Genomic DNA, 23,868 nt, shown 5'->3' with positions numbered 1-23,868 from the left:
CGTCGCCGGCATCGGCTGCGACGACAGGGGGAACGATGAAGTTCGGCATCGTCGGCACGTTCGGCACGACGGAGCAGGTGCTCGGCATGGCGGTCGACGCCGAGGAGTCGGGCTGGGACGGCTTCTTCACGTGGGACGCGATCGACCTCGGCCTCGACGGCGACGTGTGGGACCCGTGGGCGGTGCTCGCCGCAGCCGCCGTCCGCACGCGGCGCATCACGCTCGGCGCGCTCGTCTTCGCGCTCCCGCGCCGCCGCCCGTGGGTCGTCGCGCGCCAGGCGGTGACCGTCGACCACCTCTCGCACGGCCGGCTCGTCATCCCCGCAGGGCTGGGTGTGCCGATCGACCGCGGCTTCGTCGGCGTGTCCGGTGAGCTCACGAGCACGCGCGAGCGCGCCGAGCTGCTCGACGACCACCTCGCGATCCTCGACCTCGCGTTCCGCGGCGAGACGTTCTCCTACGACGGCCACCACCACAAGGTCGAGGACCTGCGCATCGGCACCCGGCCCGTCCAGCAGCCGCGCGTGCCGATCTGGGTCGTCGGGGCCTTCCCGAGCGACCGGTCGATGGGACGCGCGCTGCGCTACGACGGCGTCGTCCCGCAGCTGCGCGGCGACCGCGCGATGGAGCACCTCGGCCCGGAGCACGTCACCGAGATCGCCGCCTGGGTGCGCGAGCACCGGGCACCCGACGCCGGCCCGTTCGAGATCGTCCTGCAGGGCGTGCTGCCCGAGGACCCGGCCGAGGCGCAGGACCACGCGGACGCGCTCGCCGAGGCGGGCGCGACGTGGTTCGTCGAGTCGCGCTGGGAGGGTCCGGGGTCGACGTACGAGGCGCTCACCGACCGCATCCGCCGCGGCGTCCCCCGGCGGTGACCCTGCCGCCGGCGGACCCGGCCGACCCACGACTGACCGCGGAGCGCGCCTGGGGGGCACGGCGACCGTGGGCGACCCTCGTCACGGCGGTCCTGGTCGCGGTGCTCGGCGTCGTCGGGCTGCTGGTCCCGGCGGTGCACGACGCGCTCACGCGCGACCCGTCTCTCGTCGCGGACGGCGAGTGGTGGCGGCTCGGGTCGTCGATGCTCGTGCAGACGTGGTGGGGGCAGTACGCGTTCAACCTGGCCGGTCTGGTGCTCGTCGGGTGGGCCGTCGAGCGTCGGTGGGGGACGGGGTGGTGGCTGGCCGCGGCGGTCGGCGGCGGGCTCGTGGCCGCGGTCGTCCTCACGGTCGCGAACCCGTCCCTCGTCGAGGCCGGCACCTCCGACGCTGTCGGGGGCCTGGTCGGCCTCCTGCTGGTCCGCGCGTGGCGCGAGCGCGCGGCGCCACCCCTGCTGCCGTTCGTCTACGCGGCGTTCTGGGTCCCGTACGTCCTGCTCACGGGCATCGGCCCCGGCTACCTCGTGGCGGGCCCGGTCGCGAGCGTCGTCGTCGCGCTTCTCGTGGCGGACCTGCGCCACCGCGGCGGCCGCGTCGCGCTCCCGGCCGCCGCGGCGCTCGCGGGCGTCGTCGCGGTCACGCTCACCGTCGCGCTCGACGGTCACGGGCTGGGCCTCGCCGTCGGCGCCCTCCTCGGTGCCGTGCCGTGGCGGCAGACACGTCGGGAAACTCGTCGGGAAGGCGTGTCGAAGAACGTCCGGGCCGTTCGACGAGGGGAGTGAGAGCCGGTCCGGCACTAGCGTCGGGGCGGACCACCACGAGGAGGAGAACGGTCATGAAGGTCCTGGTGATGATCGAGGGTGCGGGCGCCGACGAGGACAAGATCGAGCCGACCACCGAGATGTTCGAGCAGATGGGCCGCTACAACGAGGAGCTGGTCCAGGCGGGGATCATGCTCGGCGGGGAGGGGCTGCTGCCGAGCGCGCGCGGCGCGCGCGTCGTGTTCGAGGGCGGGACGACGTCGGTCGTCGACGGGCCGTTCGTCGAGGCGAAGGAGCTCATCGCGGGCTACTGGATCTGGGAGGTGTCCTCGCTCGAGGAGGCCGTCGAGTGGGCGAAGCGCTGCCCCGCGAACCAGTCCGGCCCGCGCGCGGTCCTGGAGATCCGGCCGATCGCGTCGATCGAGGACTTCGGCGACGCGTACACGCCCGAGGTCGCGGCGGCGGAGGAGAAGCTCGCCGAGCGGATCGAGGCGCAGCACGGCTGACCGGACCCGAGGCGACGGGAGCGGCGAGGCGACGGGACGCGACGATGACCGACCCGCGGCGCGCGGTCGAGGCCGTCTGGCGCATCGAGTCGCCGCGCCTCGTCGCCTCGCTCACCCGGTTGGTCCGGGACGTCGGGCTCGCGGAGGAGCTCGCGCAGGACGCGTTCGTCCAGGCGCTCGAGCAGTGGCCGCGCGACGGCGTCCCGGACCGGCCGGGCGCGTGGCTCATGACGGCGGCGCGGCGGCGCGCGGTCGACGTGATCCGGCGCGAGCAGACGCGGGACGTGAAGTACGCGCTCGCGGCGGTGGACGGGCGGCACGAGCCCGGCGCCGACGCGGTCGTGGACCGGCCGGTCGACGACGACCTGCTCGCGCTCGTGCTCCTCACGTGCCACCCCGTGCTGCCGCGCGAGTCGCGGGTCGCGCTCACGCTCCGGTTGTTCTGCGGGCTCACGACCGACGAGGTCGCCCGCGCGTTCCTGGTCCCGTCGCCGACGATCGGGCAGCGGATCTCCCGCGCGAAGCGGACGCTCGCCGAGGCGCGCGTGCCGTTCGAGGTGCCGCAGGCCGACGAGCTCCCCGCCCGGCTCGCGTCGGTGCTGGAGGTCGTCTACCTCGTCTTCACGGAGGGGCACTCCGCGACCAGCGGCGACTCGTGGGTGCGGCGCGACCTCGCGGCGGAGGCGATGCGGCTGGGCCGGGCGCTCACCGGCCTGCTGCCGCGCGAGCCCGAGGTGCACGGGCTCGTCGCCCTGATGGAGCTCCAGGCGTCGCGGTTCGACGCCCGCACGGACGCCGCCGGTGAACCGGTGCTGCTGCCCGACCAGGACCGCACGCGCTGGGACCGCACGCTCGTGATGCACGGGCTCGCGGCGCTCGACCGCGCGACGACGCTCGGCCGGCCGCTCGGCCCGTACACGCTGCAGGCCGCGATCGCCGCGTCCCACAGCCGGGCCGCGCGGTTCGAGGACACCGACTGGGAGGCGGTCGTCGCGCTGTACGACGCGCTGGCGCAGCTCGCGCCGTCGCCCGTCGTCGACCTCAACCGGGCCGTCGCCGTGCTGCACGCCGACGGGCCTGAGGCGGCGCTCGCGGCCGTCGACGCGATCCGCGACGACCCGCGACTCGCGCGCTACCACCTGCTCGGTGCCGTGCGCGCCGACGTGCTCACGCGGCTCGGCCGGCACGGCGAGGCCGCCGACGAGCTCGAGCACGCCGCCACGATCGCGCCGACCCCCCGCGAGCGTCGGCTGCTGACCGAGCGCGCCGCCGCGGCCGCGTCGCGGGCGACGTCCGGGACCGCGGCGCCGACGGCGGCCGACGCCGCACCGGGGGAGCCGGGCGGACCGTCCTGACGCGGCCTGACCGTGCCGACCGGGTCCGGCGCCCGACCGGGCCCCACCTTCCGATGACCCGACAGGCCTGTCGGCACGTCGCACGCCGGGGAGGGTCGCTGCACCCCTGGGCAGGAGATGTCCGGATCGCTACATTCGCAGACGGACCCGACGGCGAGTCAGCCGGGTCCGGGCGGGTGGGCCGACGGTCGCGTCAACCGCGGACCGCCCGAAGCGCCGGTGGCGTGCCACCCCCCTCTCGGCACGCCACCGGCACCCCCGGATCCCGTCCGCCTCTGGATCCGTGCCGCCTCCGGACCTGCCCGCGGACGCGCGACCGACCCGTGTCCGACCACGGGCGGACGACCTGCGACGCGACGGCTGGCACTGTGAGGCGGTGCCGTCGACCCGTCGACGTGCCGGAGCGTCGTCGTACAGAACAGGTCACGCGTGTTTCGTCAGGTCCCCGTCCTCCCGGTCGTCGTCCCCCTCGCTGCCGCAGTGCTCGCGGCGCTGCTGTGGTCGCTGGCCCGCCGCGGACGGCTCTCCGTGCCGCGCGCCGCCGTCGCGGTCGTGCTCTGCGTCTACGCCGCCGGGGTCCTCGCGAACACGGTCTTCCCGATCTACCTCGACAAGCCGGTGAGCAGCGAGCCCTGGACCAACGGCGTCGTCGTGGTGCCGTGGACGCCGTACGAGGTCGCCGACGCGGTGATGAACGTGGTGGTCTTCGTGCCGCTCGGGTTCCTCGTGCCGCTGCTCGTGGCCCGGGTGACGTGGTGGCGGGCGGTGGCGGTGGCGGCCGTCGTCAGCCTCGCGATCGAGGTCACGCAGGGGGTCACCGCGCACCTGCTGGGCGGGGGGCACGTCGCCGACGTGCACGACCTGGTCTTCAACGTCGTCGGCGGTGCGCTCGGCTACGCGGCCTTCGTCGCCGTGTCACGCGTGCCTGCCGCCCGGGCGCTCGTCAGCCGCTTCCGGTGGCACGACGACGCCCTGGACCCCGCTCACGCCGCGCAGCCGGAGCCGGTGCGCGGCTGAGCTCAGCCGTCCCGACGGCGCCTGGCGCGGGCCCGGTCACCCCGGTCGCGTGCCGACGTCCGTGTCGCTCAGGACACCTTGCCGCGGAGGAGTCGCCGCCAGTAGATCGGCGGTTCGAGGTACCGGTCGAAGAGCAGGAGGCTGCGGCGCGGCCGTGCCAGGTCCGGCACGCGGACGGTCGGCTCGGGCCGGCGTCGACGGTCGAACTCCGCGAGCAGCAGCCGGCTGCGGGACGTCGTCACGGGAGCGACCGAGTACCCGTCGTAGTGCCGCATCGTCGCGCCCGTGCGCCGGGCGGCGATGTTGTGCGCGACGACGGGGACCTGCCTGCGCAGCGCACCGCCCGAGGGGAGGGCGTCGACCTCGGCCGCGTCGCCCAGACCCCACACGGTCGGGTGGTCGGGGTGCTGCAGCGTCCGCGGGTCGACCGCGAGGAACCCGTCGCTGCTCGTCGAGGTCAGGCCGCTCGACGCCAGCCACTGCGGCGCGCGGTGCGGCGGCGCGAGGAACAGGGCGTCGTACGCGAGGTCGTCGGTGCCGCCCGGGGTCCGGAGCCGGAGGCGTCGGGCGGTCGCGTCGACGTGCTCGACCGCGGTCGACGTCCGGACGTGCACGCCGTACCCGGCCGCCGCCGCCCGCAGCTCACGGTCGGACTCCGGGAGGTCGACCAGCCGGTCGGCCTCGAGCAGCAGCTCGACCCGGATCTCGTCGAGGACCCCGGCCCGGCGCCAGTGGTCGGCGGCCAGGAAGAGCGGCTTGAGGCCGACCGGGGCGCACGGGACGTGGCGGTCGGACATCGCGAACACGGCCGTGCCCGAGGTGAGCGACGACAGCAGCTCCCAGGCCGCCGGCGCGTGCTCGGGGAGGTAGCTCGTCGACGCGGACCCGGCGCGGACGGCGTCCTGCGCGCCCGGGATCGCGTCCCAGTCGACCTGCGAACCGGGGCACACCGCGAGGTCGGTGTACGTGAGCTCGCCGCCGCTCGCGAGGCGGACCGCCGACCGAGCCGGGTCGATCGCGGTCACCGCGTCCTGGTACCACCGGACCCCGGGCGGCATCGCGTCGGCCTGCGGTCGGCGCAGGTCGTCGAGGGTCGCCATGCCGCCCGCGACGTAGGACAGCAGCGGGCGGTACTCGTGGACGTCCTTCGGCTCGACGACCGCGACGTCGCGGCAGCCGTCGCGGCGGAGCTTCGCCGCGAGCGAGATGCCGGCGTTGCCGCCGCCGATCACGAGGACGTCGTGGTGATGGGGACCGGTCACGATCGGGACCACGCTCCGTGTGCGTCGGGGACGCGCCACGCTACGTCGGGACGGTCGGGCCCGCGCGCCGGGGCGCCGGCGCGGCGCCGTCCCCCGACGGACCGCGCTCGCGGAGCCGACGACCGCGGACTCCCCGCGCGACCCGCGACGCCGAGGGCCCGGTCGGCATCCCGTATCGCAGTATTTCGCCCGGTATCGCCCTGTCGTGGCGTCCGTGACTTTGCGAGGATCGCCGGAGAGGTGCCGGCGACGGGGGCTGCCCGGCACCCAGGGGGTCCGGGGGGCTCGATGTCGCGAGGGCGCGATGCCGTCGCCGACCCGGTGGTGGGCGCGAGCGTCCCGACCGCCGGGCGAGGCGTGGTCCGGCGTGCACTGATGCACCGGCTGGACGACGTCCTGACGACGCGGTGCGGTCTGGTGGTGGGCCCGCGCGGGTCCGGGAAGACGACCGTCATGCGGCAGTGGGCGCGCACGAGCCGGCTGCCCGTGGTGTGGGGGCGCTGCACGCCCGCGGGCATCGCCGTGCGGTCGGGGACGCGCACCGAGCTGCTGGCGCCCGACGAGGTCGGGCGGTCGGTGCTGGCGCGACGCGCACCGACGCTGCTGGTCCTCGACGACGCGCACGAGCTGCTGGTCGGGCGCGTGGAGGACGACCTGGAGCGGCTGCTGCTGCCGTCGACCCCCGACGTGCACGTCCTGCTCGGCACGGTGCGACGGCCCACGTTCAGCCTCGCGCGGTCGGAGTTCCCGCCGCCGACCGTGGTCGACGCCGACGACCTGCGGCTGCGTGTCTGGGAGGTCGACCGGCTGTTCCGCGACGTGTACGGGCACCCGCTGGCGCCCGACGACGTCGAGCTGCTGACCGACGAGACCGAGGGCTGGGCGGCCGCCGTGCACCTGTTCCACCGGTCGACGTCGGGGCTGCTGCCCGCGGACCGGCGACGCGCGGTGCGCAGCCTCGACACCGACACCGGGTACGCGCGGGACTACCTGGTCGACGAGGTGCTCGCGCCCCTCGACCGCGCGCAGCTCGACGTCCTGCACTGGGGGTCGGCCTTCGACGACCTCACCGCCCGGCGTGTCACCGACCTGGTCGGGGACCCGGACCCGGCGGCCGACGCCGCCGCGGACGTGCTGCGCACCCTCGACCGGCGGTGGTCGCTCGCGCGGACCGACGACGGCGTCCGCTACCGCCTGCCGCGCGTCCTGCACCGCCACCTGCGGACCGCGCACGCCGCGCACCTCGGCCCCGCCGCGACGCTCGCGTGGCGGGAACGGGCCGTGCTCGTCGCACGCAGCGACGCACCACCGGCGCGCCCACCGGTGCACGCGCACGACACCGACTGGACGTCCACGGCCGCGGGCTCGTGGGCGTCCGTCGTCCGGGCGGCGACCCGGCGGGACCCCTCGACGGCCGTGCGGGGCGCCGCGCTGCTCACCGGTGTGGACCGGGCGCTCGCGGAGGGGCTGTGCCTCGTGCTCGCGGGTGCGCACCGGGCCGGCCGGGACGCGCTGCGCCGGGCGGCCGCGGACCCCGACGCGCCGCCGGCCCTCGCCCTGGGGGCCGCGCTCGCCGACGCGGTCCTCACGCCCGGAGCCCCCGGGCGGACGCTCACGACGCTCGACCGCGTGCACACCGCGGCGCGCGCGCACGACCTGCCGTGGCTCGCCCGGCTCGCGCACGGCCTGGTGGTCGGCGCGGACGGCACGCGCACGGCGAGGGCGGAGGCGGCGGCGATCGCCGCCCGGTCGGAACGGTCCGGGGATCCGTGGGGTGCCGCGCTCGTGCGGACGTGGGCGGCGCTCGCCGCGCTGACCGCGGGGTCGGCCGAGCCCGACGTCTGGGACGACCTGGACCGGTGCTGGCGCGACCTCGACGCGGCGGTCCCGGCGGCCTGGACGACGGCGTGCCGTGCGCTCGCGTCCGCCGCGCAGCAGCTGCCCGAGGCGCGCGAGGACGCCCGGACCGCGGAGGCGGTCGCGCGCCGGGCGGGCGCACCGGGCGCGCTGGCGTACGCGTACGCCGCGCTCGCGGCGACCGACCCCGACGGCGGCGCCGAGCTGCGAGGGCTCGCGACCGCGACCGCCGAGGAGCACGGCGTGGACGTGCGGCCGTGGGCGGTGCTCGACGCGGCGACGCCCGGCTCCCCGGTGCGGCGGCCCCACGCGGTCGACGACCCCGTGTGGGGCGGCGTGCCGCTGGTCGACGTCCGCTGCCTGGGGGAGTTCCGCCTGCGCGTCGACGGGGTCGACGCGGACCTGTCGGGCGTCCGTCCGCGGGCCCGCGCCGCGCTGCGGGTGCTCGCGCTGCACGCGGGCCGGCCGGTGCACCGCGAGCAGCTGGCCGAGGCGCTGTGGGGCGACCTCGACCCGCGCGCGGCGCTGCACAACCTGCACGTGAGCCTGTCGGCGGTACGGCGCGCGCTCGAGCCGGGCGTCCCGACGCGCAGCAGCCGGCTGGTCGTGCGCGACGGCGAGACCTACACGCTCGTGCTGCGCCCCGGGTCGACGAGCGACGTCGCCGAGCTCGACCGTGCGGTGCGGGAGGCCCGACGGCTGCGGGCCGCGGGCGACGACGCGGGCGCGCGCGCCGAGCTCGCACGGGCCGTCGACCTGCACGCCGGCGACCTGCTGCCCGAGGACGGGCCCGCGGACTGGGTGGTCGCCGAGCGTGAGCGGTTGCGGCTCACGGCCGCCGACGCCGCCGTCGAGCTCGCCGAGCTCGAGATGGAGCGCGGCCGCTTCGACCGTGCCGTCGCCGCGGCGACCCGGGCCATCCGGCTCGACGAGTGCCGGGACCACGCGTGGCGCGTGCTCGTGACGGCGTTCACCGCGGCCGGGGACGCCGCCGCCGCGCACCGGGCGTCGCAGGGCTACCGGGCCATGCTCGACACCCTGGGGGTCGCCGTCGGTGACGAGCCGTCGCCTGCGGTGGCCGCCGTCGCGGACCGTGCGACGGGCGCGGCACCGCTGCGCGGCCGTCCCGCACCGCGGCTCACGCCTGTGGGGCCCGTGGTCGCGCCCGCCTCGTCGCCGGTCACCGCCGGTCCGGCCGTCACGAGCGGCCGCGGAGCTCCACCTCCGCGATCGCCACGTGGGTCTCGGGCGTCGCGCGGTACGTGGAGCTGATGGTCAGGCGGATCGCCACGACGTCGTCGATCGCGGTCGCGACGCTCTGCAGGCCGACGCGGTCGGCGAGCGGCAGGTCGACGGTCTGCTGCGTGCCCGCCGACGTGGTGGCGGTGAGCGTGAGCACGCGCGGGCTCGACCCCTCGAGGTAGTCCTTCTCGACGTCCGACGCACCGGGGATGACGAGCACGCGCGTGAGCCGGAACGGCTGCGCGAACGCCATGTCGACGAACTGCCCGACGCCGTCGCCGGGCGCCGCGGGGGACCACGCGAGGTTGGTCGCGCCGTCGCGGATCTGCTTGGCGGGCCGGTCGGGGAGCTCGCTCGACGCGGCGATCTGCGTCGGGTTGACGGCGGTGTTGCCCTGGATGCGGTCGAGCACCGAGATCCTGGCCCGCTCGATCTCGGGCCGGAACGCGAGCACCGCGGCGACGATCGCCCCGATGACGACGATCGCGACGACGGGCCGCGTCGGGAAGCGGCGCCGGCGCGGCGGCCGGTAACCGGCGGTGCGCGCGGCCTTGGGCTCGGGGCGCCACAGCCGGCTCCACCACGACCGGCGCTGCGCGACCGGTGCGTCGGCGAGGCTCGTGCCGCAGCGGCGGCAGAACTTGCGCGTGGGGGCGTTGCCCGCGCCGCAGTGCCCGCAGACGAGGTCGCCCGGTGCGGGCGGGGCCTCGTCGGCCTTCGGCGCGGGGCGCGGCTTGCGCGGTGCCTGCGGTGCCCCCGGCTTCACGGCGGTGGGCTGCTGCGGCGCGGCGGGGGCCGCGGGACGCGCCGGGGGAGGCGGGGCGACGAGCGCCGCCGCGGCGGCGGTGCGCGCGGCCCGCTCCTGCGCCGCCCTCTCCTCGGCCGCCTTCTCCTCGGCCGCTCGCTCGGCCGCCGCCTTCTCGGCCGCGGCCTTCTCCGCGGCGGCCCGTGCCTCGGCGGCCTGCTGCGCGGCGGCGGCGTCGGCGGCAGCCTGACGCGCGGCCTCCTCGTCGCGCGCGGCCTTCTCCGCCGCGGCCTTCTCGGCGGCCGCACGGTCCGCGGCCTCGCGCTCCGCGGCCCGGCGTTCGGCGGTCGCACGCTCGGCGGCCGCCTGGTCCGCGGCGGCCTGCTCGGCCGCGGCGCGTGCCTCGGCGTCCCGCTGGGCGGCCGCGGGGTCGGCGGGGTCGGTGGCCGCGTCCGCGACCTCCGCCCCCGGGACGCCGTCGTCTGCGACCCGTCGGGAGTCGTCGCCGCTCCCCGACGGTGCGGGTGCGTCGGTCGCCTGGTGGCGGGCGGCGGTGCGCGGCGACGGGACCTCACGTGTCGCCGTACCGGCGGCGGGTGCGGGCTCGGCGACAGGTGCGGCCTCGGCGACAGGTGCGGGGGACACGACGGGTGCGGGCGTGGCCGGTGCCGCGGCGACGGCGGCGGGCTCCTCGACGACCTGGACCTCGTCCCAGTCGAGGTAGTTGCCGCACTCGCCGCAGAACTGCTCGTCGTCCTCGTTCCGGCTGCCGCACGACGGGCACACGATCATGAGGTCTCCTCCTCCAGGTCGAGCGTGAAGGGCACGTGCGCGGCGGTCACGGCGGCGACGACGCGCTCGACGCGCCGCCGGTCGACGGGACCGCTCGCGCGGACGCGGACGAGCAGGCCGGGCACGGCCTCCCCGGGGACCGGGCCGCCGGGGGTCGCGGACCAGCCGGCGGCGCCGGTGTCGGTGACCTCGACGTCGCCGTCGACGACGAGCCGCACGGCCTCGGCGACGCCGCGCGTCGTGCCGCGCCACCGGTGCACGGCGGACGCGTGCGCGACGACCTCGCGCCGGCGCTCGACGCTCCACGTCTGGTCGGGCTCGATGCCGACCCACGCGCACAGCCACTCGAGGAAGTCGGCGGGCGCGAGGTGCGGGTCGACGTACGCGGCGAGCGCGTCGAGCGTGAGGTGGACGGGCGCGAACGTGTCGTCGATCGCGGCGACGAACCGCAGCAGGAAGTCGTCCTCCTGGAGGACGGCGGGCAGGCGCGTGCCGATCGGGACGGGCGTCGTGAGCCCGTCGACCATGCCGCGCCTGCTGCGCACGTCGGGCATCAGCGCTTCGCCACCCGCACCTGGTGCCGGAAGGAGAAGACGAGCGCGTGCTTGTCGAGGTCGATGCGCTGGACGGCCTCGCCGCGGCGGCCGGTGATGGGGTCGGCGGCGAACAGCTTGACGTCCTCGACGAGCTCGGTGCCGGACAGCCGCTGGAGGACCGCGTAGACCTCGCCTGCCTGGACGGGCCGGCCGAAGGGCCAGCCGTCGCCGTCCGGCCCGCCCGTGAGCGGGTCGAAGTACCGGTAGAGCGCGCGCTCGGCCTCGGTCGCGAGCAGCGCGACGTCGGCGCGGGGGCGGGGGGACAGGCGCGCGACGACGGTGACGCCCTGGTAGAACGGCGGCTCGACGAGCACGCGCGCGCCGACGGGCCGGCGGTCGTCGAGGTGGTCGGCGATCGCGGCGAGCGTGTCGGCGGGCGGCACGAGGTCCTCGAACCGCAGCATCCCCGCGGCGTCGGGGACGGCGGTCGGCACGACGAGCACGCGCACAGCCCCGGCGTCGGCGCCGTCGCCCGCGGCCACCGCGCGGACGCGTGCGACGCCGGTCGTCGCGGCCCGTGCGATCTCCTCGTAGTCCTCGGTCGTGACGGCCCGGTCGCGGACGCGCAGCGCGAGCGGTCCGCGCTCCTTCGCCTCGTCGACGTTCTCCGCCGCGACGCCGCCGACCGCGGCCCGCCGGTTGGAGACGCGGTCGACGAACGGGACCGCGCCGCGCAGCACCTGGATGGTCCCGGGGGCGACGTTCCCGTCGGGCCCGCCGCCGGTGCGGTAGCGGGGCAGGCGCATCGGCGCGCCCTTGGGCGGGACCGCGCCGTACGCGCGCAGCGTCCCGTCGGGCTCGCGGACGGCCGGCGCGAGGTGCAGCTCGCCCGCGGCGCGGTCGACGCGGAACACCTGGTCGTCCGGCTCGTGCCCCGCGAACGAGTCGACCTCGGTCCAGGTGTCCCAGCCGGGCCCGGCGGCGACCTCCAGCGTGAGCGGCGGACCCGCGACGACAGGCCCGTGCTCGAGCGGGAAGACCTGCGCGTACGTCCCTTCGGACAGCCCGACGACCTCGTCCAGGACCGTCGCCGCGTGGATCGCCGCGACGGTCCCGCCGATCGTGAACGCGCTCGCCTCACGCACCGTCGGCGACGCCGAGTAGCCCGTGTAGTCGGTGTCCGGCGGGACGACGCGGCAGCGCAGCCAGCCCGCGCGGCGGTCGGCGAGCACGTGCGCGGTGTGCGTCGGCGGGACGTGCAGCACCACGTCGCCCGGCCGGTTGAGGCCGCCCGTGCCGTCGCTGTCGACGTCGCACGACACCCACGACCGGCCGTCCCACGCCTCCCAGACGATCGGCGGGTGGCGCGGGTCGACGCCGACGCCCTGCACGTCCGAGTCGAAGCGCAGGACGACGACGCACGACGGGGCCGCGTCGTCGAGCCCGAGCAGCAGCACGTCGTCGAGCTGCGGGACGTCCGCGAAGACGGGGAACTGCTCGCGGAAGGAGAGCTGCTCGTCGTGCGGGACGGGCTCGCCGCCCGGGCGCTGCGTGAGCACGTGCCGCAGCTCGCGCGGCGGGATGCGCAGCTCCGCGGTCGTCGCGAACACGACGGGCTCCTCGCCCTCGCCGCGCTGCGTCGCGGACTCGGTGCCCTCGGGCACGACGACCGTCTCCGGCTGCGGCGCGGACAGCCACATCGTCACGTCGACGGTCGCCGCGCCGGCCGGGTGCAGCGTGACGCCCAGCAGGTCGAGGAACGCGACGTACAGCCGGTCGGGCACGCGGTTGAGCCGGTAGAACAGCTCGTCCGCCATGAACGCGACCGTCTCGATGAGCGTCACGCCCGGGTCGGACACGTTGTGGTCGGTCCACTCCGGGCAGCGTCGCTGCACCATGCGCTTCGCGTCGTCGACGAGGTCCTGGAACCGCCGGTCGTCGAGGTTCGGGGTGGGCAGCACGTCAGGCACCTCCGCCCGTCGGCCCGGCGGCGCCCGTGCCCGCGGGGGTGCCGGGGCGCTCGTCGGGGATCGTGTAGAAGGGGAAGACGAGGTTGCGGGGGTCGTTCGTGCCGCGCAGCGCGTACTGCACGTCGATGTACAGCAGGCCGCGGTCGACCTCGTCGTAGCGCACCAGGACGTCCTGCAGGTCGATGCGCGGCTCCCACCGGTCGAGCGCGACGCGGACGGCGTCGGCGATCGCGCCCGCGGTCGACGCGTCCGCCGGGGCGAACACGTGGTCGTGCGCCGCGCAGCCGAACTCGGGTCGCATCGGACGCTCGCCGGGGGCCGTCGCGAGGATCAGACGGATGCTCTCCTCGATCTCGCGGCCCTCGCGGGACAGCGCGATGCGGCCCGTCGCGTCGGTGCGCACGGGGAACGCCCACCCGGCGCCGATGAACTCCTGGCCCACGTCGCGCCCCCTCAGTTGATCTTCACGAGCGAGCCGCGGACGGTGGTGATGCCGGTCGCGGACAGCTCGGCCGTGCCCTGGGCGGCGACCTTGACGGCGGCGCCCTTGACCTCGGCGCTCGCGGTGCCCTCGACGGTGACCTGCGGACCCTTCACGGCGACCGACTTCGAGCCCTCGATCGTCACGTCGACGCCCTTGACCTTGACCGCGCCGGTCTGGCTCGTCACCGAGACGTCCTTCTGCGCGGTGACCGTCGCCTCCTTCTTCGCGGTGACGGTGACCGGGCCCTCCGAGATGATCTCGATCGCCGCGTCGGGCTTCTGGACGAGCCGGATCTTCTGCGCACCGGCGTTCGTCGAGATCGTCAGCTCCTCCGCACCGGGCTTCTCCAGGTGCTCGACGCGCATGCCGGTCCGGGACACGAAGACGCGCTTCTGGATCTTGCCGTCGGAGCTGCCGACCTGGTCCGCGTCGGGCTTGTCCTTGCCGTTGTAGAGCCCGCCCAGGACGTACGGCTGGCCCAGGTCGCCCTCGGCGAACGCGACGAGCACCTCGTCGCCGACCTCGGGCAGCATGCCCGTGCCGCGCGACGCGCCCGCTCCCGGCTGCACGACGCGCGCCCACCCCGACTCGTACGTGTCGGAGTGCACGGGGAGCGTGATGCGGACACGGTTGAGCGCCTCGGGGTCCTTGGCGTCGGTGACGATCGCCTGCATGACGCCGAGCGTCGGCGTGCGACCCGTCGGACCGCCCGCGACGCCCAGCCCGCCGCCCGTCGACCCGAGCACGGTGCCGAGCAGCGACCGCTCGGACGCGCCCGCGACCGTGAACGACGTGACGTACCCGCCCTCGGCGTCGAAGTCGTGCCGCACCGCGGTCAGCACGTACTGCCCGTCGAACGGCGAGCCGATCCCGCGCACCGCGACCGACCCGCCCGCGAGCAGCGCCGGGTTGCCGTGCGCCGCGCCCTCGAGCTCCGCGAACCCGCCCGCGATCCGGTCCGCGAGCGCCTTCGCGCGCGCGTTCACCGCGGCCTGCGTGTCGAGCGACGACGCGGACTCGACGAGCGTCGGGCCGCCGAACTTCTTCGCGAGCTTCACCGGGTCGGCGTCGGCGAGCTGCGCGCTCACCGTCGTCGCGGTGGCCGTGCCGACCAGCGCCTTCTTCTGCTTCACGTCCCAGCTGCGGACCTCGACGTCGGGCACCTGCCCGGCGGCGGTCACGGTCGCGCGCAGCCACTGCAGGTTGACGCCCTTCTCCAGCACGAGCGGGTCCTTGCGGGCCTCGCCGCTCGTCGCGGGCGCCGCGGTCGCCTGCGCGGGAGGCCCGGCCTGGAGCTTGCCGTCGACGACGCGCAGCACCCAGCCGAGCTCGTCGGCCAGCGTCGACACGAACGTCCAGTCGTCGACGTCGTCCTGCACCGCGTGCTCGATCACGGACCCCTGCGACGAGACCGTGCCCACCGCGAGCCCCGCGCGCTGCGCGACCTTGCGGACGATCTCGCCCGGCTTCATCTTCCGGTACGCCTCCATCCGGCGACCCCGGAACAGGCGGTGCGACACGTCGTAGCCGCGCACCACCGTGTGCAGCCCCTCCGGGTCGAGCTCCGCCTCGACCGCCGTGACCTCGCCCTTGAGCAGCGGCTTCGGGCCACCCGGGCCGCTCGACTGCACCTGGAGCTGGACCTGCGCGCCGATCGCGAACCCGCCCTTCTTCAGGACGGTCCCGTGCTCGTCGGAGAACCGCAGCACGAACAGGTCCGGCACGCTGCGCGCGCTGTCGACGTACCCGGACACGAGCAGCGGCGCGACGTCGGCCGGCAGGGGCGTCCCGTCGACCGTGATCAGCAGCGTCGCGCTGTGCTCCTCACCGAACGGCACCGGCCACCTCCCTGCGCGGTGCGGGGGTCACCGCGGGCGAGCCCGCGCGCGGTGTCGTCAGCGGCGTGCGCGGGGCCGTCGGGGGCGCCTGACGCAGCAGCTCGTCGGCCGTCGGCAGCAGCAGCCGCCGCCCGGGACGCAGCCGCGCCGGGTCGTCGACGCCGTTGACGTCCGCGACCGCCCGCCACAACGACGCGTCGCCGTACTCCTGGTACGCGACGCCCGGCAGCGTGTCGCCCTGCACGACCACGTGCTCGCGGTGCGGCACCCGGCCGCCCGACGTCGGGTTCGTGCCCGGGGGCTCGCCCGCGAGCTCCTGCAGCGTCACCGTGCACACCGCCCGCACCGGCAGCCCCGCAGGCGTGAACAGCGTGTACTTCACCTGCACCTGCTCGATGTACGCGAGGAACCCCGTCAGGCCGCCCCACGAGAACTTGACCCACGGCGGGGAGTCCTTCTTCTGGCCGTGCGACGCGTCGGTCGGCACGCAGCACTTGAACAGCTGCTCCACCGTCTTGACGACCGACCCGTCCTGCTTCTTCGCCGGGTCGAAGAACACCGACTCGTCGAGGAACATCTCGAGCGTCAGCTTCGACGGCTGCGGCCCCTGGTACTGCGGCGGGCTCGACCGCTTGCTGCCCTTCGTCGTCGGGCGTGTCCACTTCGCCGACTTCTGGAGCGTCAGCTCCTTCGGGTTGAACTGGAAGTCCACCGACCCGATGAGCGGCCCCGGCTTGTCCAGGGCGCCGTCCTTCGACGGCTCGTGCAGGTCGAGCTTCGCGTGCGTCAGCGTCGACGCGCCCGCCGGTGCCGCCGACGCCGCGCTCGCGTTGAACCCCGTCGCGGATCCCACGTCACGCCCCCTTGCCGAAGCCGTGGTGCGCGAGCTCGAGCGTCTCCGTCACGACCTTCGTCGTGTCCGGCGTCAGCGACGGGCCCGTCCAGCGGATCGGCACGACGCCCTGCAACGTCCACCGCACGACCGTCGTGCCGTCCGTCGTGCGCGCCTCGATGCTCGCCGTCGTCGCGACCAGCCCCTGGCTGACCGTCGACAGCCACGCCATGACGTCCGCCGTCTCCTTGCCCAGCGGGCGCGTGAGCTTGACGTTCGGGTACTTCACGCGCGTCGGCAGCTGCCAGACGCCCGTGTTGAAGCCGCCCTCCTCGCGGCTCTCCACGACGACCTCCAGCCCGAGGCCCTCGCACGACGCGAACGTGCCGAGCTTGTGCCCGTCGACCGTCACGACGTACTGCAGCCCGACGGCTGTCGCGGTGTCCTCCAGCATCGGTCCCTCCTCCCGCTCGTCGTGGCGCTCGTGCTGCTCGTGCTGCTCGTGCTGCTCGTCATCGGTCGATCCGCGTGCCGCGGCGCTCGCGGTCCACGAGCAGCTGCCCGCGCACGCGGCGCATGAGCGGCGTCATGAGCCGCCGGGCCAGCTCGTCGAGGTCCGCCGGCGTCGCCGTCGCGAACGGTGACGCGCCCGACCCCTCCGGTGCCGCGCCCGCGGCGTCGGCGGCGGCGACCGGCGTCGCGACCGGTGGCGGGGGAGCGGCGTCGTCGCTGCGCTGGACCGTGGGCGGTGCCGCGGGGGGCTCCGGCGGGAGCGTGGGCGGCGTCGACGTGGGCTCGACGCGGCGTTGGACCAGCGGCAGGGGGCCCGGCACCTCCGTCGTCCCGGTCGCGGTGGTGTCGGCCGACGAGGCGTCGGCGCGGACCGGCGTCGTCGGCCGGGACACCGTCGGGCCGACCGGCGCCCCGGCACCGCCTGGGGAGAGGGGCGTCAGGGGCCGGTCGGTGGTCGCGGACGTGCCCGGCGCGGACGTGCGCTGGAGGGTCACGAGGGCTCCGTCGACGGGCGAGGCGGTGGCGGACGGCACGGGGAGCACGGCGGGCACGTCCGTGGGCCGGGAGTCGTCGGCAGCGTCCGGGTGCGTCGTGGAGCGTGCGGGCGACGTGCCCGTCAGGGCCACGGCCAGGTCGGCGCCGTGGCTCGGCACCGGGTCCGTCGACCCGTCCGCGCGGCGGGACGCGACGGCCCCGACCGCCGACGCGCCACCCCCGCGGGTGCGGTCGAGGACGGGCGTGGTCAGCGTCGCGCCACCCGTCCGCGGGCTCGCGGGAGCGGGGGCACCGGGGACGGTGCGCTGGACCGGCACCGCGCGACGCGTCGCGACCTGACCGGCCAGCAGGGTCGGGGGGCGGTCGGCGAGCTGCACCGGCGCCGGGCGGCCCGCGAGCAGGGGTCCGACGCTCAGCGCCTGCGCGGGACCCGCGCCGGTCGTCGCGCCCGGTCCCGCCGAGGCCGTCGCGTCCGGCGCGGCGGTCGGGCGTGCGACGAGCGGGAGGTCCGGCGCGGCCGCGGCGCGGGGGGCGCCGAGCGGCACGGCCGCACCGCCGCCCGGGGGTGCCGTGGGCGACGGCTCGGTCCACGCCGGGCCGTCGGTGTCGGCCGTGTCGGCGCTGCCGGCAGGTGCGGTCGGTGCGGCCGGTGCTGCCGGTGCGGTCGGGTGGTCGCCGGGGACCGCGCGCTGGACGACCGTGGCGCTCGCTGTCGGCGCCGACGTCGGGCCCTCGGTCGTCGGGGTGCCGTGCGACGTGCCGCTCGCGGGGGTGGTCGTCGTCCCGCCCGGCTCGTGGGACGTCGTCGTGCCGCGCAGGGGCTGCGCACCGCCGGAGGGGACGCGCCGGTCGGGGCCGTACGTCGCCCCGGCGCCGGTGGGCGACCCGGTCGACCGCTGGACGCGCGCCGGGGGCGTCGCGAGCGTGAGGTCCGCAGCGGGAGCAGCCGGGGCGGCCGGGGGCACGGGGGTGGCAGGGGCGGCGAGCGGGAGGTCCGCGGCAGGTCCGGCACCGCCGCCCCCCGGTCCCGCGCCCGACCCGGTCGTCGGCCCGGCCCCGTCGGCCGCCGGGCCGGTCGTCAGGGGGGCCGCGTCGCCGAGCGTGGGGACGGACCCCGGCACGGACGCGTCGAGGGCGGCCGCGGCGAGCAGGCTCGACGACGCGGGTGCGCCCGCGGGCAGTGGTGCGTCCGCCACCGCGGCCCCGGTGCCCGAGGTGCTCGTCGCGTCCGTGGTGCCCGTCGCGTCCGTCCGACGTGCGCCGGACCCGCCCGCGCTCGGGCCCGGACCGTCGGGTGCCGACCCGGTCTCGCCGCCGCCGGCAGCGCCGTGCGCGGTCCGCCCGCCGGGCGCGTCCGCTGCGCCCTGGCTCACGGCGGCGTCGGTGGCGGGCAGCAGCGTCGACGGCACGGCAGCGTCACCTGTCGCGCGTGCCGCGCCGTCCCCGGTCGACGCACCCGCGTCGGTGCGCCGCTGCACCACGGCGAGCGCGTCCGCCGACGAGGGTGCCGGCCGCGGTGCGGCGGGACGGACGGCGGGGGCCGACGACCCGCCGGGGGTGTCGGCCCGGCTCGACGCGGACGCCGAGTCTGGTGCCGTGAGCGCCCCCGGTCCGCCGGGCGTCCGCGGGTCCCCGACGGCGCGCTGGACGCTCGGCGCGTCACCGACCGTCCTGTGGGCTGCGGCGCTGGTCCCGAGGGGCGGCGGCGAGCTCGCGTCGCTCGGCCCGGCGGTCGACGGGGAGCCGCCGCTCGCGCGGGAGGCGCCACCGGAGCCGGCTGCGCGGTGTGCGGCGGACGTGCCGTCGTCGCTCGAGCCGCGGTCGCCCGACGCGTCGGCGGTGCTCGGTCCTGCACCCGCGACGGTCGTCGACCCGTCGACGTCACGACCTGCCCGCCCGACGGGCCCGTCGGCGCCCACGCTCGCCGCCGACGGCCCGTCCGACGACGGTCGGACGAGGTCCAGCGGGGGCGCGCCGGTCGGCGCGGGCGCGTCGACGTGCACGGCCGGGACACCGCCCGAGAGGCTGGTCGACCGCTGCACGACCTCGGCGGACGTGGACCCGGGCTCGGCGCGGCCGCCGCCGGGGGCGTCGGTCGACCGCTGCACGGCCGACGCCGCCGACGTCGCACCAGCGGACGGCCGAGCGTCACCGTCACCGCCCGACGCCGGCTGTGCGGCCAGGTGCTCCCCGGCGACGGGTGCCGAGCCGGCGGTCCGCCGGTCCGCCGGTGCGGTGGGGGAGCCCGCCGCATGCGCGGACGTGCTCGCGTCGCGCGGCACGAGCGGCAGGTCCGGCGGCGCGCTCGCGAGCGGTGATCGGCTGATCGGTGCCCCGAGGCCCACGCGGCGCTGCACGGCGGCGCCACCGTCGGCCCGCGCGGGCACTGCGGGTGCCGCGGGCGCTGCGGGGGCGACGGTCGGCGGCGGTGGCGGTGGCCCGATCGGCACCGTCGTCGCGTCGCCGTCGCGCCAGGACCCCTCGGAGGCGGGAGCGTCGGTCCCACCGGGCGCGGTCCACCCGTCGGCGGTCCAGCCGTCCCCGCCCCGGGGGGTGTCCGCGGGCGGGCCCGCCGGAGTGACGGTCGGGACGTCCGGCGCCGGCGGGTCCACGGGCACGGCCCGCAGTCGTGGCGTTCCCGCCGGCGCCGAGTCGAGGCCCACGAGGCCGCCGGTGCGGCGCTGCACGGGGGCGGCGGCACGCGGTGCGGGGGGCAGGAGCGTGAGGTCCACGTCGGCGGACCGCTGGACGGGCGGGGCGGAGCGGTCGCCGTCGCCGTCGACGACGCCCGACGGGGCGCGGTGGTCGACGACGTGCGTCATCGACCCGGTGAACGGCAGCGCCGCGCGCGTGGGCAGGTCGGCGAGGAACGCGACGGGGCGGCTGGTCAGCTCGACGGGCCGGACGGTCCGCTGCAGCGGCGGGAGGAACGCCCACCCGGAGGTCGACTCCCGCGCACCGGGCGCGTCCGCGGCCGTGGCGGCCGCGGTCGGAGCCGCCGACGCGCCCGCCGACGCTGCCGCCGACGGTCCGGCGCCAGGTGCCGCGCCCGCCACGACACCGGCACCCGGGTGCGACGCGCGCGTCCCGGGGTCGGCGACGGGCGGGACTCCAGCGTCCCGCTGCCACGGCCAGCGCACGTCAGCGCTCCTCGCTCATGCGGCGGTTGATCGCCGCGATCTCCTGGACGTAGGCGAGCCGCTGCGGGTGCTCGAGGTCGAGGATCTCGTCGTGGGACCAGTGGAAGTGGTAGGCGACGTACGCGACCTCCTCCCGGATGCGGGCCGGCGCGTACGTCACGATTCCCCCAGGCGCCCACCGGAGATGTCGACGTCGAAGCGGTGCCGGCACGACGGGCACGTCACGGCGGCGCGCGTGTGCCCCTCGGCGTTGATGCGGCGGTACAGGTCCTGCAGGAACGCGACGTCGGACGCGAACATGTTCTCGACGACGCTCTGCGTGACCGCGCCGAGTGTGCCGAGCGACGTGATGACGCGGCTCAGCAGCACGACCGTCGTGTAGGCCGGGTTCTCCTGCACGCGCGCGTCGTACAGGGGCAGCAGCTCGTCGCGGGCCGTCGCGAGCCGCATGGTGCCGTGCCGGTGCAGCACGCCGTCGCCGTCCAGGTACCCGCGCGGGAGCTGGAAGTCGAACTCGGTGCGCAGCGCGTCCCGCCGGACGGCCGAGGCCGACGGTGTGCCGGCGGGCACCTCGTCGACCTCGGGCGCGTCCAGCTGGACGGGCAGGGAGCGTCGCATCAGGCGAACTCCATCTCGTCCCAGCAGACCGTGAACGTCTCGGACAGCGGCTCGGTGGACCCGGCCTTGAGGGTGCCGCCGAGCTCGACGTCCTTGACCCACACGTTGCGGAAGTTCATCCGCTTGAGCAGCTGGTTGTCGGACGTGTAGATCGCGACCTCGGCCGTCTTGCGGGCGTCGGCGAGCTTGCCCTCGAAGACCGCCTTGAGCCAGTCCGTGACGGTCGTCGAGTCGGTGAGGCCGCGCTTGACCTTGAACTCGCCGGCCTTCTGGCGGCCCATCATCTGGCGCGTGACGAACTTCCCGTCGGACGCCTGCTGCTGGTAGGTGACCTTGTCGACCTCGGCCTTGAGCCCGCTGACCTCCATGACGTGCGGGATCTGGATGCCGTCGATCTTCACCGAGAACGAGTACGCGGTGGCGAGGTCGAAGGTGTCGGGGAGTGCCATGTTTCACCGTTCCTGTGGTCGTCGGGACCGGTCACTCGCCGACGAGGCTCGTGCCGCCGGAGAACTGCGAGAGCTGGAAGATCACGAACTCGGCGGGCTTGACCGGCGCGACCCCGATGCGGCAGACGACCTGGCCCGCGTCGATCCCCTCGGCGGGGTTCGTCTCCCGGTCGCACTGGACGAAGAACGCCTCCTCGGGGCTGAGCCCGAACAGGGCGCCCTTGCGCCACTCGTTGACGAGGAACGCGGAGATGGTCCGGCGGATGCGGGCCCACAGCGCGTCGTCGTTCGGCTCGAACACCACCCACTGGGTGCCGATGAGGATCGACTCCTCGAGGTAGTTGAAGAGCCGCCGCACGTTGACGTAGCGCCAGGCCGGGTCGGACGACAGGGTCCGGGCGCCCCAGACGCGCACCCCGCGGCCGGGGAACGTGCGGATCGCGTTGATCCCCACCGGGTTGAGCAGGTTGTGCTCGGCGCGCGTGATCTGCGTCTGCAGCGTGATCGCCCCGCGGACGACCTCGTTCGCGGGCGCCTTGTGCACGCCGCGCGTGTCGTCGTTGCGCGCCCAGATGCCGGCCATGTGGCCCGACGGCGGCACGAACTTGTTCGAGCCGGACGCGGGGTCGAACACCTTGATGTACGGCCAGTACAGCGTCGCGTACTTGGAGTCGTAGCCCGCGGTGTCGACGCGCCAGTCCTTGATCGCCTGCGGGCCGAGCCCGGGCGGCGGGTCGAGGATCGCCATGCGGTCGCCCATGAGCTCGCAGTGCGCGATGACGGCGAGCTGCACGGCCTGGAACGTCTCCAGGTCGATCGCGCCCTGCTCGAGCGCGGCGACGAGGTCCGGGACGGCGACGATCGTGATCTCGTCGATCGCCTCCAGGCCCGAGAACCCGGTGCGGTCGGCCGCGTCGCCGATGTAGTCGTCGGCGCCGAGGTCGCCCGTGGCGGGCGGCTCGGGCTCCGGCTCGGGCTCGACGAGGTCCGCGATGCCCTTGTCCGGCTTCGCCAGCGCGCTGCCGCTGGCGAGCTCCTCGATCGTGACGAGCTTCGACTGCGCGTTCACCTTGGTCGCGACGTTGTCGTCGCCGCGCTTGGTGGTGACGTGGTCGTACGTCTCGGTCGCCTTGCCGTCGACGTGGATGACCAGCTTGAAGTGGTCGTCCGGCGGGTTGTCGCCGCCCGGCTCGGCCACCTCGACGCTGAGCTTCTTCGTCTTCGGCGCCTTGTCCGACGCCGACACCTTGTACGCGCCCAGCACGGCCTGCGGGACCGCGGGCAGCGCCTTCGGCGAGGTGCGGGTGCGCGGCTGCGCCTCGGGGTCGTCGGCGGCGGCACCGTCGGCGCCGATCCGGACCACGTAGGCGTTCGAGCCGCCGTTGAGGAAGTACCCGTACACGGAGTGCGCGAGGTACGAGTTCGGCAGGAAGTCGCCGAACGTCTCGGCGTACTGCGTCCAGTTCGAGACGAGCGTCGGCGTGTTGAACGGTCCCTTCGCCGCCAGGCCGACGAACGCGGCGACGGACGTCCCGACCCCCTCGATGGGCCGGGTGCCCGCCTCCACCTCCTCGACGTAGACGCCGGGTGACAGGTAGGTCGGCATGTCCCCTCCTTCGGGCACAGGGAGTCGTACTGGTCAGCGTGCTGCGGGCGGTCGGGAGGGCGGTGGTCCGCCCGGACGCCCCTGAGGGCCGGTGTGGTTGCCCGATCGGGCGTCGGCGCGAGCCGGACGTCCGTGCGGGCTCAGCCCTCCTCCATCTCCTCCTCGGCGGCCTCCTCGCGCTGGACGAACGAGCCCTGGACCTGCTCCTCCTCCGCCGGCTCCTCCTCGTCCTGGCGTTGCGCCACGACGGTGGCGTCGGCGGCGCGGGCGGCGTCGGGGGAGGCGGTCGCGGCGGCCGGCGCGGGGTCGGCCATGACGCGCTCGGCGTTCGCGGCGGCGGCCGTCTCGTACCGGTCGCCCGGGTCGGAGACGCTGATGCCGCTCCCCGTCGGGGTGCCGTCGACGGGTCCGCTGCGCTGCTGGACGACGTGCGTCAGCTCGTGCGCGAGCGTCGTGCGGCCCGCCGTGGACGTCGGGTCGTACGCGTCGCGCTGGAACACGATGTCCGAGCCGACGGTGTACGCGTGCGCCCCCACCGAGCGCGCCGAGTCGGACGCCGCCCCGTCGGTGTGGACCCGGACGTCCCCGAAGTCGGCACCGAGCCGGCCCTCCATGTCCGCGCGCGTGTCCGCGTCGAGCGGGCGGCCGCCGCCGGACCCGACGACGTCGAGCACGGGCGAGCGCTCCTCCTCGACCAGGCCCGCCGTCGACGCGTTCCCCGCGGTCCGCTGCAGGTACGTGAGCCCGCTCGCGTCGAGCCGGTCCGGGCGTCCCTCCGCGAGCGCGCGCGCGACGACCGGGGCGGTGTCGCGCTCGTCGGCGCGGGCGGCCTTGGGCCGCAGCGTCTCGGTGCCCTCCAGGTGGTCGTGGCTGTGCATCGTCGGCCCCTCTCGACGCAGGTCCTCCTCGACCCGCTCGACGCTGCCACCGCACGCCGCCGCCCGGCAGGAGCGCCCGGTCCACCCCGTCGGGCAC

Annotated in this window: 20 protein-coding genes; 6 read left to right on the top strand and 14 right to left on the bottom strand. The window is 76.3% G+C overall.

The genetic code is table 11. The features are described 5' to 3' along the window. Positions 1–35 precede the first annotated feature (35 nt). The 5 genes from KOV94_RS06955 (at position 36) to KOV94_RS06935 (ending at position 4,514) form a co-directional block, all read left to right on the top strand. Positions 36–875 carry an LLM class flavin-dependent oxidoreductase gene (locus KOV94_RS06955; RefSeq protein WP_218051596.1) on the top strand — a complete coding sequence of 280 codons (840 nt, stop codon included), beginning with the start codon at positions 36–38 and terminating at the stop codon, positions 873–875. Beyond that, positions 872–1,657 (top strand): rhomboid family intramembrane serine protease, encoded by a 786-nt coding sequence (locus KOV94_RS06950; RefSeq protein WP_218051595.1) that lies wholly within the window; start codon positions 872–874, stop codon positions 1,655–1,657. The genes KOV94_RS06955 and KOV94_RS06950 overlap by 4 nt, the downstream gene beginning before the upstream one ends. A gap of 53 nt (positions 1,658–1,710) precedes the next feature. After that, positions 1,711–2,142 carry a YciI family protein gene (locus KOV94_RS06945; protein ID WP_218051594.1) on the top strand — a complete coding sequence of 144 codons (432 nt, stop codon included), beginning with the start codon at positions 1,711–1,713 and terminating at the stop codon, positions 2,140–2,142. 44 nt (positions 2,143–2,186) lie between these two features. Then, positions 2,187–3,497, top strand: a complete 1,311-nt coding sequence (locus tag KOV94_RS06940) for an RNA polymerase sigma factor (protein WP_218051593.1) — start codon at positions 2,187–2,189, stop codon at positions 3,495–3,497. Between the two features lie 429 nt (positions 3,498–3,926). Further along, complete coding sequence (locus KOV94_RS06935; protein ID WP_124343647.1) at positions 3,927–4,514, top strand: VanZ family protein; 588 nt, start codon at positions 3,927–3,929, stop codon at positions 4,512–4,514. A 68-nt stretch (positions 4,515–4,582) separates the two neighbouring features. On the opposite strand, the gene KOV94_RS06930 is transcribed toward KOV94_RS06935, so the two are convergent. Continuing rightward, the gene (locus tag KOV94_RS06930) at positions 4,583–5,776 is read right to left on the bottom strand and encodes an NAD(P)/FAD-dependent oxidoreductase (RefSeq protein WP_308160411.1); all 1,194 of its coding nucleotides are present in this window, start codon (positions 5,774–5,776) and stop codon (positions 4,583–4,585) included. A gap of 375 nt (positions 5,777–6,151) precedes the next feature. Here KOV94_RS06930 and KOV94_RS06925 point away from each other — a divergent pair, with 375 nt between their 5' ends. Beyond that, on the top strand, positions 6,152–8,905 hold the full coding sequence (locus KOV94_RS06925) for an AfsR/SARP family transcriptional regulator (RefSeq protein WP_225916130.1): 2,754 nt from the start codon (positions 6,152–6,154) through the stop codon (positions 8,903–8,905). Here the strand turns inward: KOV94_RS06925 and KOV94_RS06920 are convergent. The 13 genes from KOV94_RS06920 to KOV94_RS06860 all read right to left on the bottom strand — a co-directional run bounded on the left by KOV94_RS06920 (position 8,832) and on the right by KOV94_RS06860 (position 23,771). Beyond that, positions 8,832–10,412 carry a zinc ribbon domain-containing protein gene (locus KOV94_RS06920; protein ID WP_218051590.1) on the bottom strand — a complete coding sequence of 527 codons (1,581 nt, stop codon included), beginning with the start codon at positions 10,410–10,412 and terminating at the stop codon, positions 8,832–8,834. The genes KOV94_RS06925 and KOV94_RS06920 overlap by 74 nt on opposite strands. Continuing rightward, positions 10,409–10,966, bottom strand: a complete 558-nt coding sequence (locus KOV94_RS06915) for a phage tail protein (protein ID WP_124342852.1) — start codon at positions 10,964–10,966, stop codon at positions 10,409–10,411. The genes KOV94_RS06920 and KOV94_RS06915 overlap by 4 nt, the downstream gene beginning before the upstream one ends. Then, the gene (locus tag KOV94_RS06910; RefSeq protein WP_218051589.1) at positions 10,966–12,909 is read right to left on the bottom strand and encodes a putative baseplate assembly protein; all 1,944 of its coding nucleotides are present in this window, start codon (positions 12,907–12,909) and stop codon (positions 10,966–10,968) included. Before KOV94_RS06910 ends, KOV94_RS06915 begins: the two co-directional genes overlap by 1 nt. A 1-nt stretch (position 12,910) precedes the next feature. Continuing rightward, positions 12,911–13,360 (bottom strand): GPW/gp25 family protein, encoded by a 450-nt coding sequence (locus tag KOV94_RS06905; protein ID WP_124342850.1) that lies wholly within the window; start codon positions 13,358–13,360, stop codon positions 12,911–12,913. A gap of 11 nt (positions 13,361–13,371) precedes the next feature. Continuing rightward, a complete protein-coding gene (locus tag KOV94_RS06900; protein ID WP_218051588.1) occupies positions 13,372–15,240 on the bottom strand; it encodes a VgrG-related protein in 1,869 nt (622 codons plus the stop codon). After that, entirely contained in the window at positions 15,227–16,093 is an 867-nt protein-coding gene (locus tag KOV94_RS06895) for a CIS tube protein (RefSeq protein ID WP_124342848.1), read from the bottom strand. Before KOV94_RS06895 ends, KOV94_RS06900 begins: the two co-directional genes overlap by 14 nt. Position 16,094: 1 nt before the next feature. Next, positions 16,095–16,526: a phage tail protein gene (locus tag KOV94_RS06890; protein WP_124342847.1), complete on the bottom strand. Its 432-nt coding sequence runs from the start codon at positions 16,524–16,526 to the stop codon at positions 16,095–16,097. Positions 16,527–16,584: 58 nt separating this feature from the next. Next, entirely contained in the window at positions 16,585–20,220 is a 3,636-nt protein-coding gene (locus KOV94_RS06885) for a hypothetical protein (RefSeq protein WP_218051587.1), read from the bottom strand. Between the two features lies 1 nt (position 20,221). Then, positions 20,222–20,380 (bottom strand): DUF6760 family protein, encoded by a 159-nt coding sequence (locus KOV94_RS06880; protein ID WP_013769342.1) that lies wholly within the window; start codon positions 20,378–20,380, stop codon positions 20,222–20,224. Beyond that, positions 20,377–20,838: a hypothetical protein gene (locus KOV94_RS06875; protein WP_124343994.1), complete on the bottom strand. Its 462-nt coding sequence runs from the start codon at positions 20,836–20,838 to the stop codon at positions 20,377–20,379. The genes KOV94_RS06880 and KOV94_RS06875 overlap by 4 nt, the downstream gene beginning before the upstream one ends. Further along, a complete protein-coding gene (locus KOV94_RS06870) occupies positions 20,838–21,287 on the bottom strand; it encodes a phage tail protein (protein ID WP_124343995.1) in 450 nt (149 codons plus the stop codon). Before KOV94_RS06870 ends, KOV94_RS06875 begins: the two co-directional genes overlap by 1 nt. A 31-nt stretch (positions 21,288–21,318) precedes the next feature. Further along, positions 21,319–22,893, bottom strand: a complete 1,575-nt coding sequence (locus KOV94_RS06865; protein WP_124343996.1) for a phage tail sheath family protein — start codon at positions 22,891–22,893, stop codon at positions 21,319–21,321. 140 nt (positions 22,894–23,033) lie between these two features. Beyond that, the gene (locus tag KOV94_RS06860; RefSeq protein ID WP_124343997.1) at positions 23,034–23,771 is read right to left on the bottom strand and encodes an eCIS core domain-containing protein; all 738 of its coding nucleotides are present in this window, start codon (positions 23,769–23,771) and stop codon (positions 23,034–23,036) included. Between the last annotated feature and the right edge of the window lie 97 nt (positions 23,772–23,868).

The sequence above is a fragment of the Cellulomonas algicola genome (assembly GCF_019024305.1).
Taxonomy (GTDB): Bacteria; Actinomycetota; Actinomycetes; order Actinomycetales; family Cellulomonadaceae; genus Cellulomonas; species Cellulomonas algicola.
This window is presented reverse-complemented; position numbering and strand designations above follow the sequence as displayed.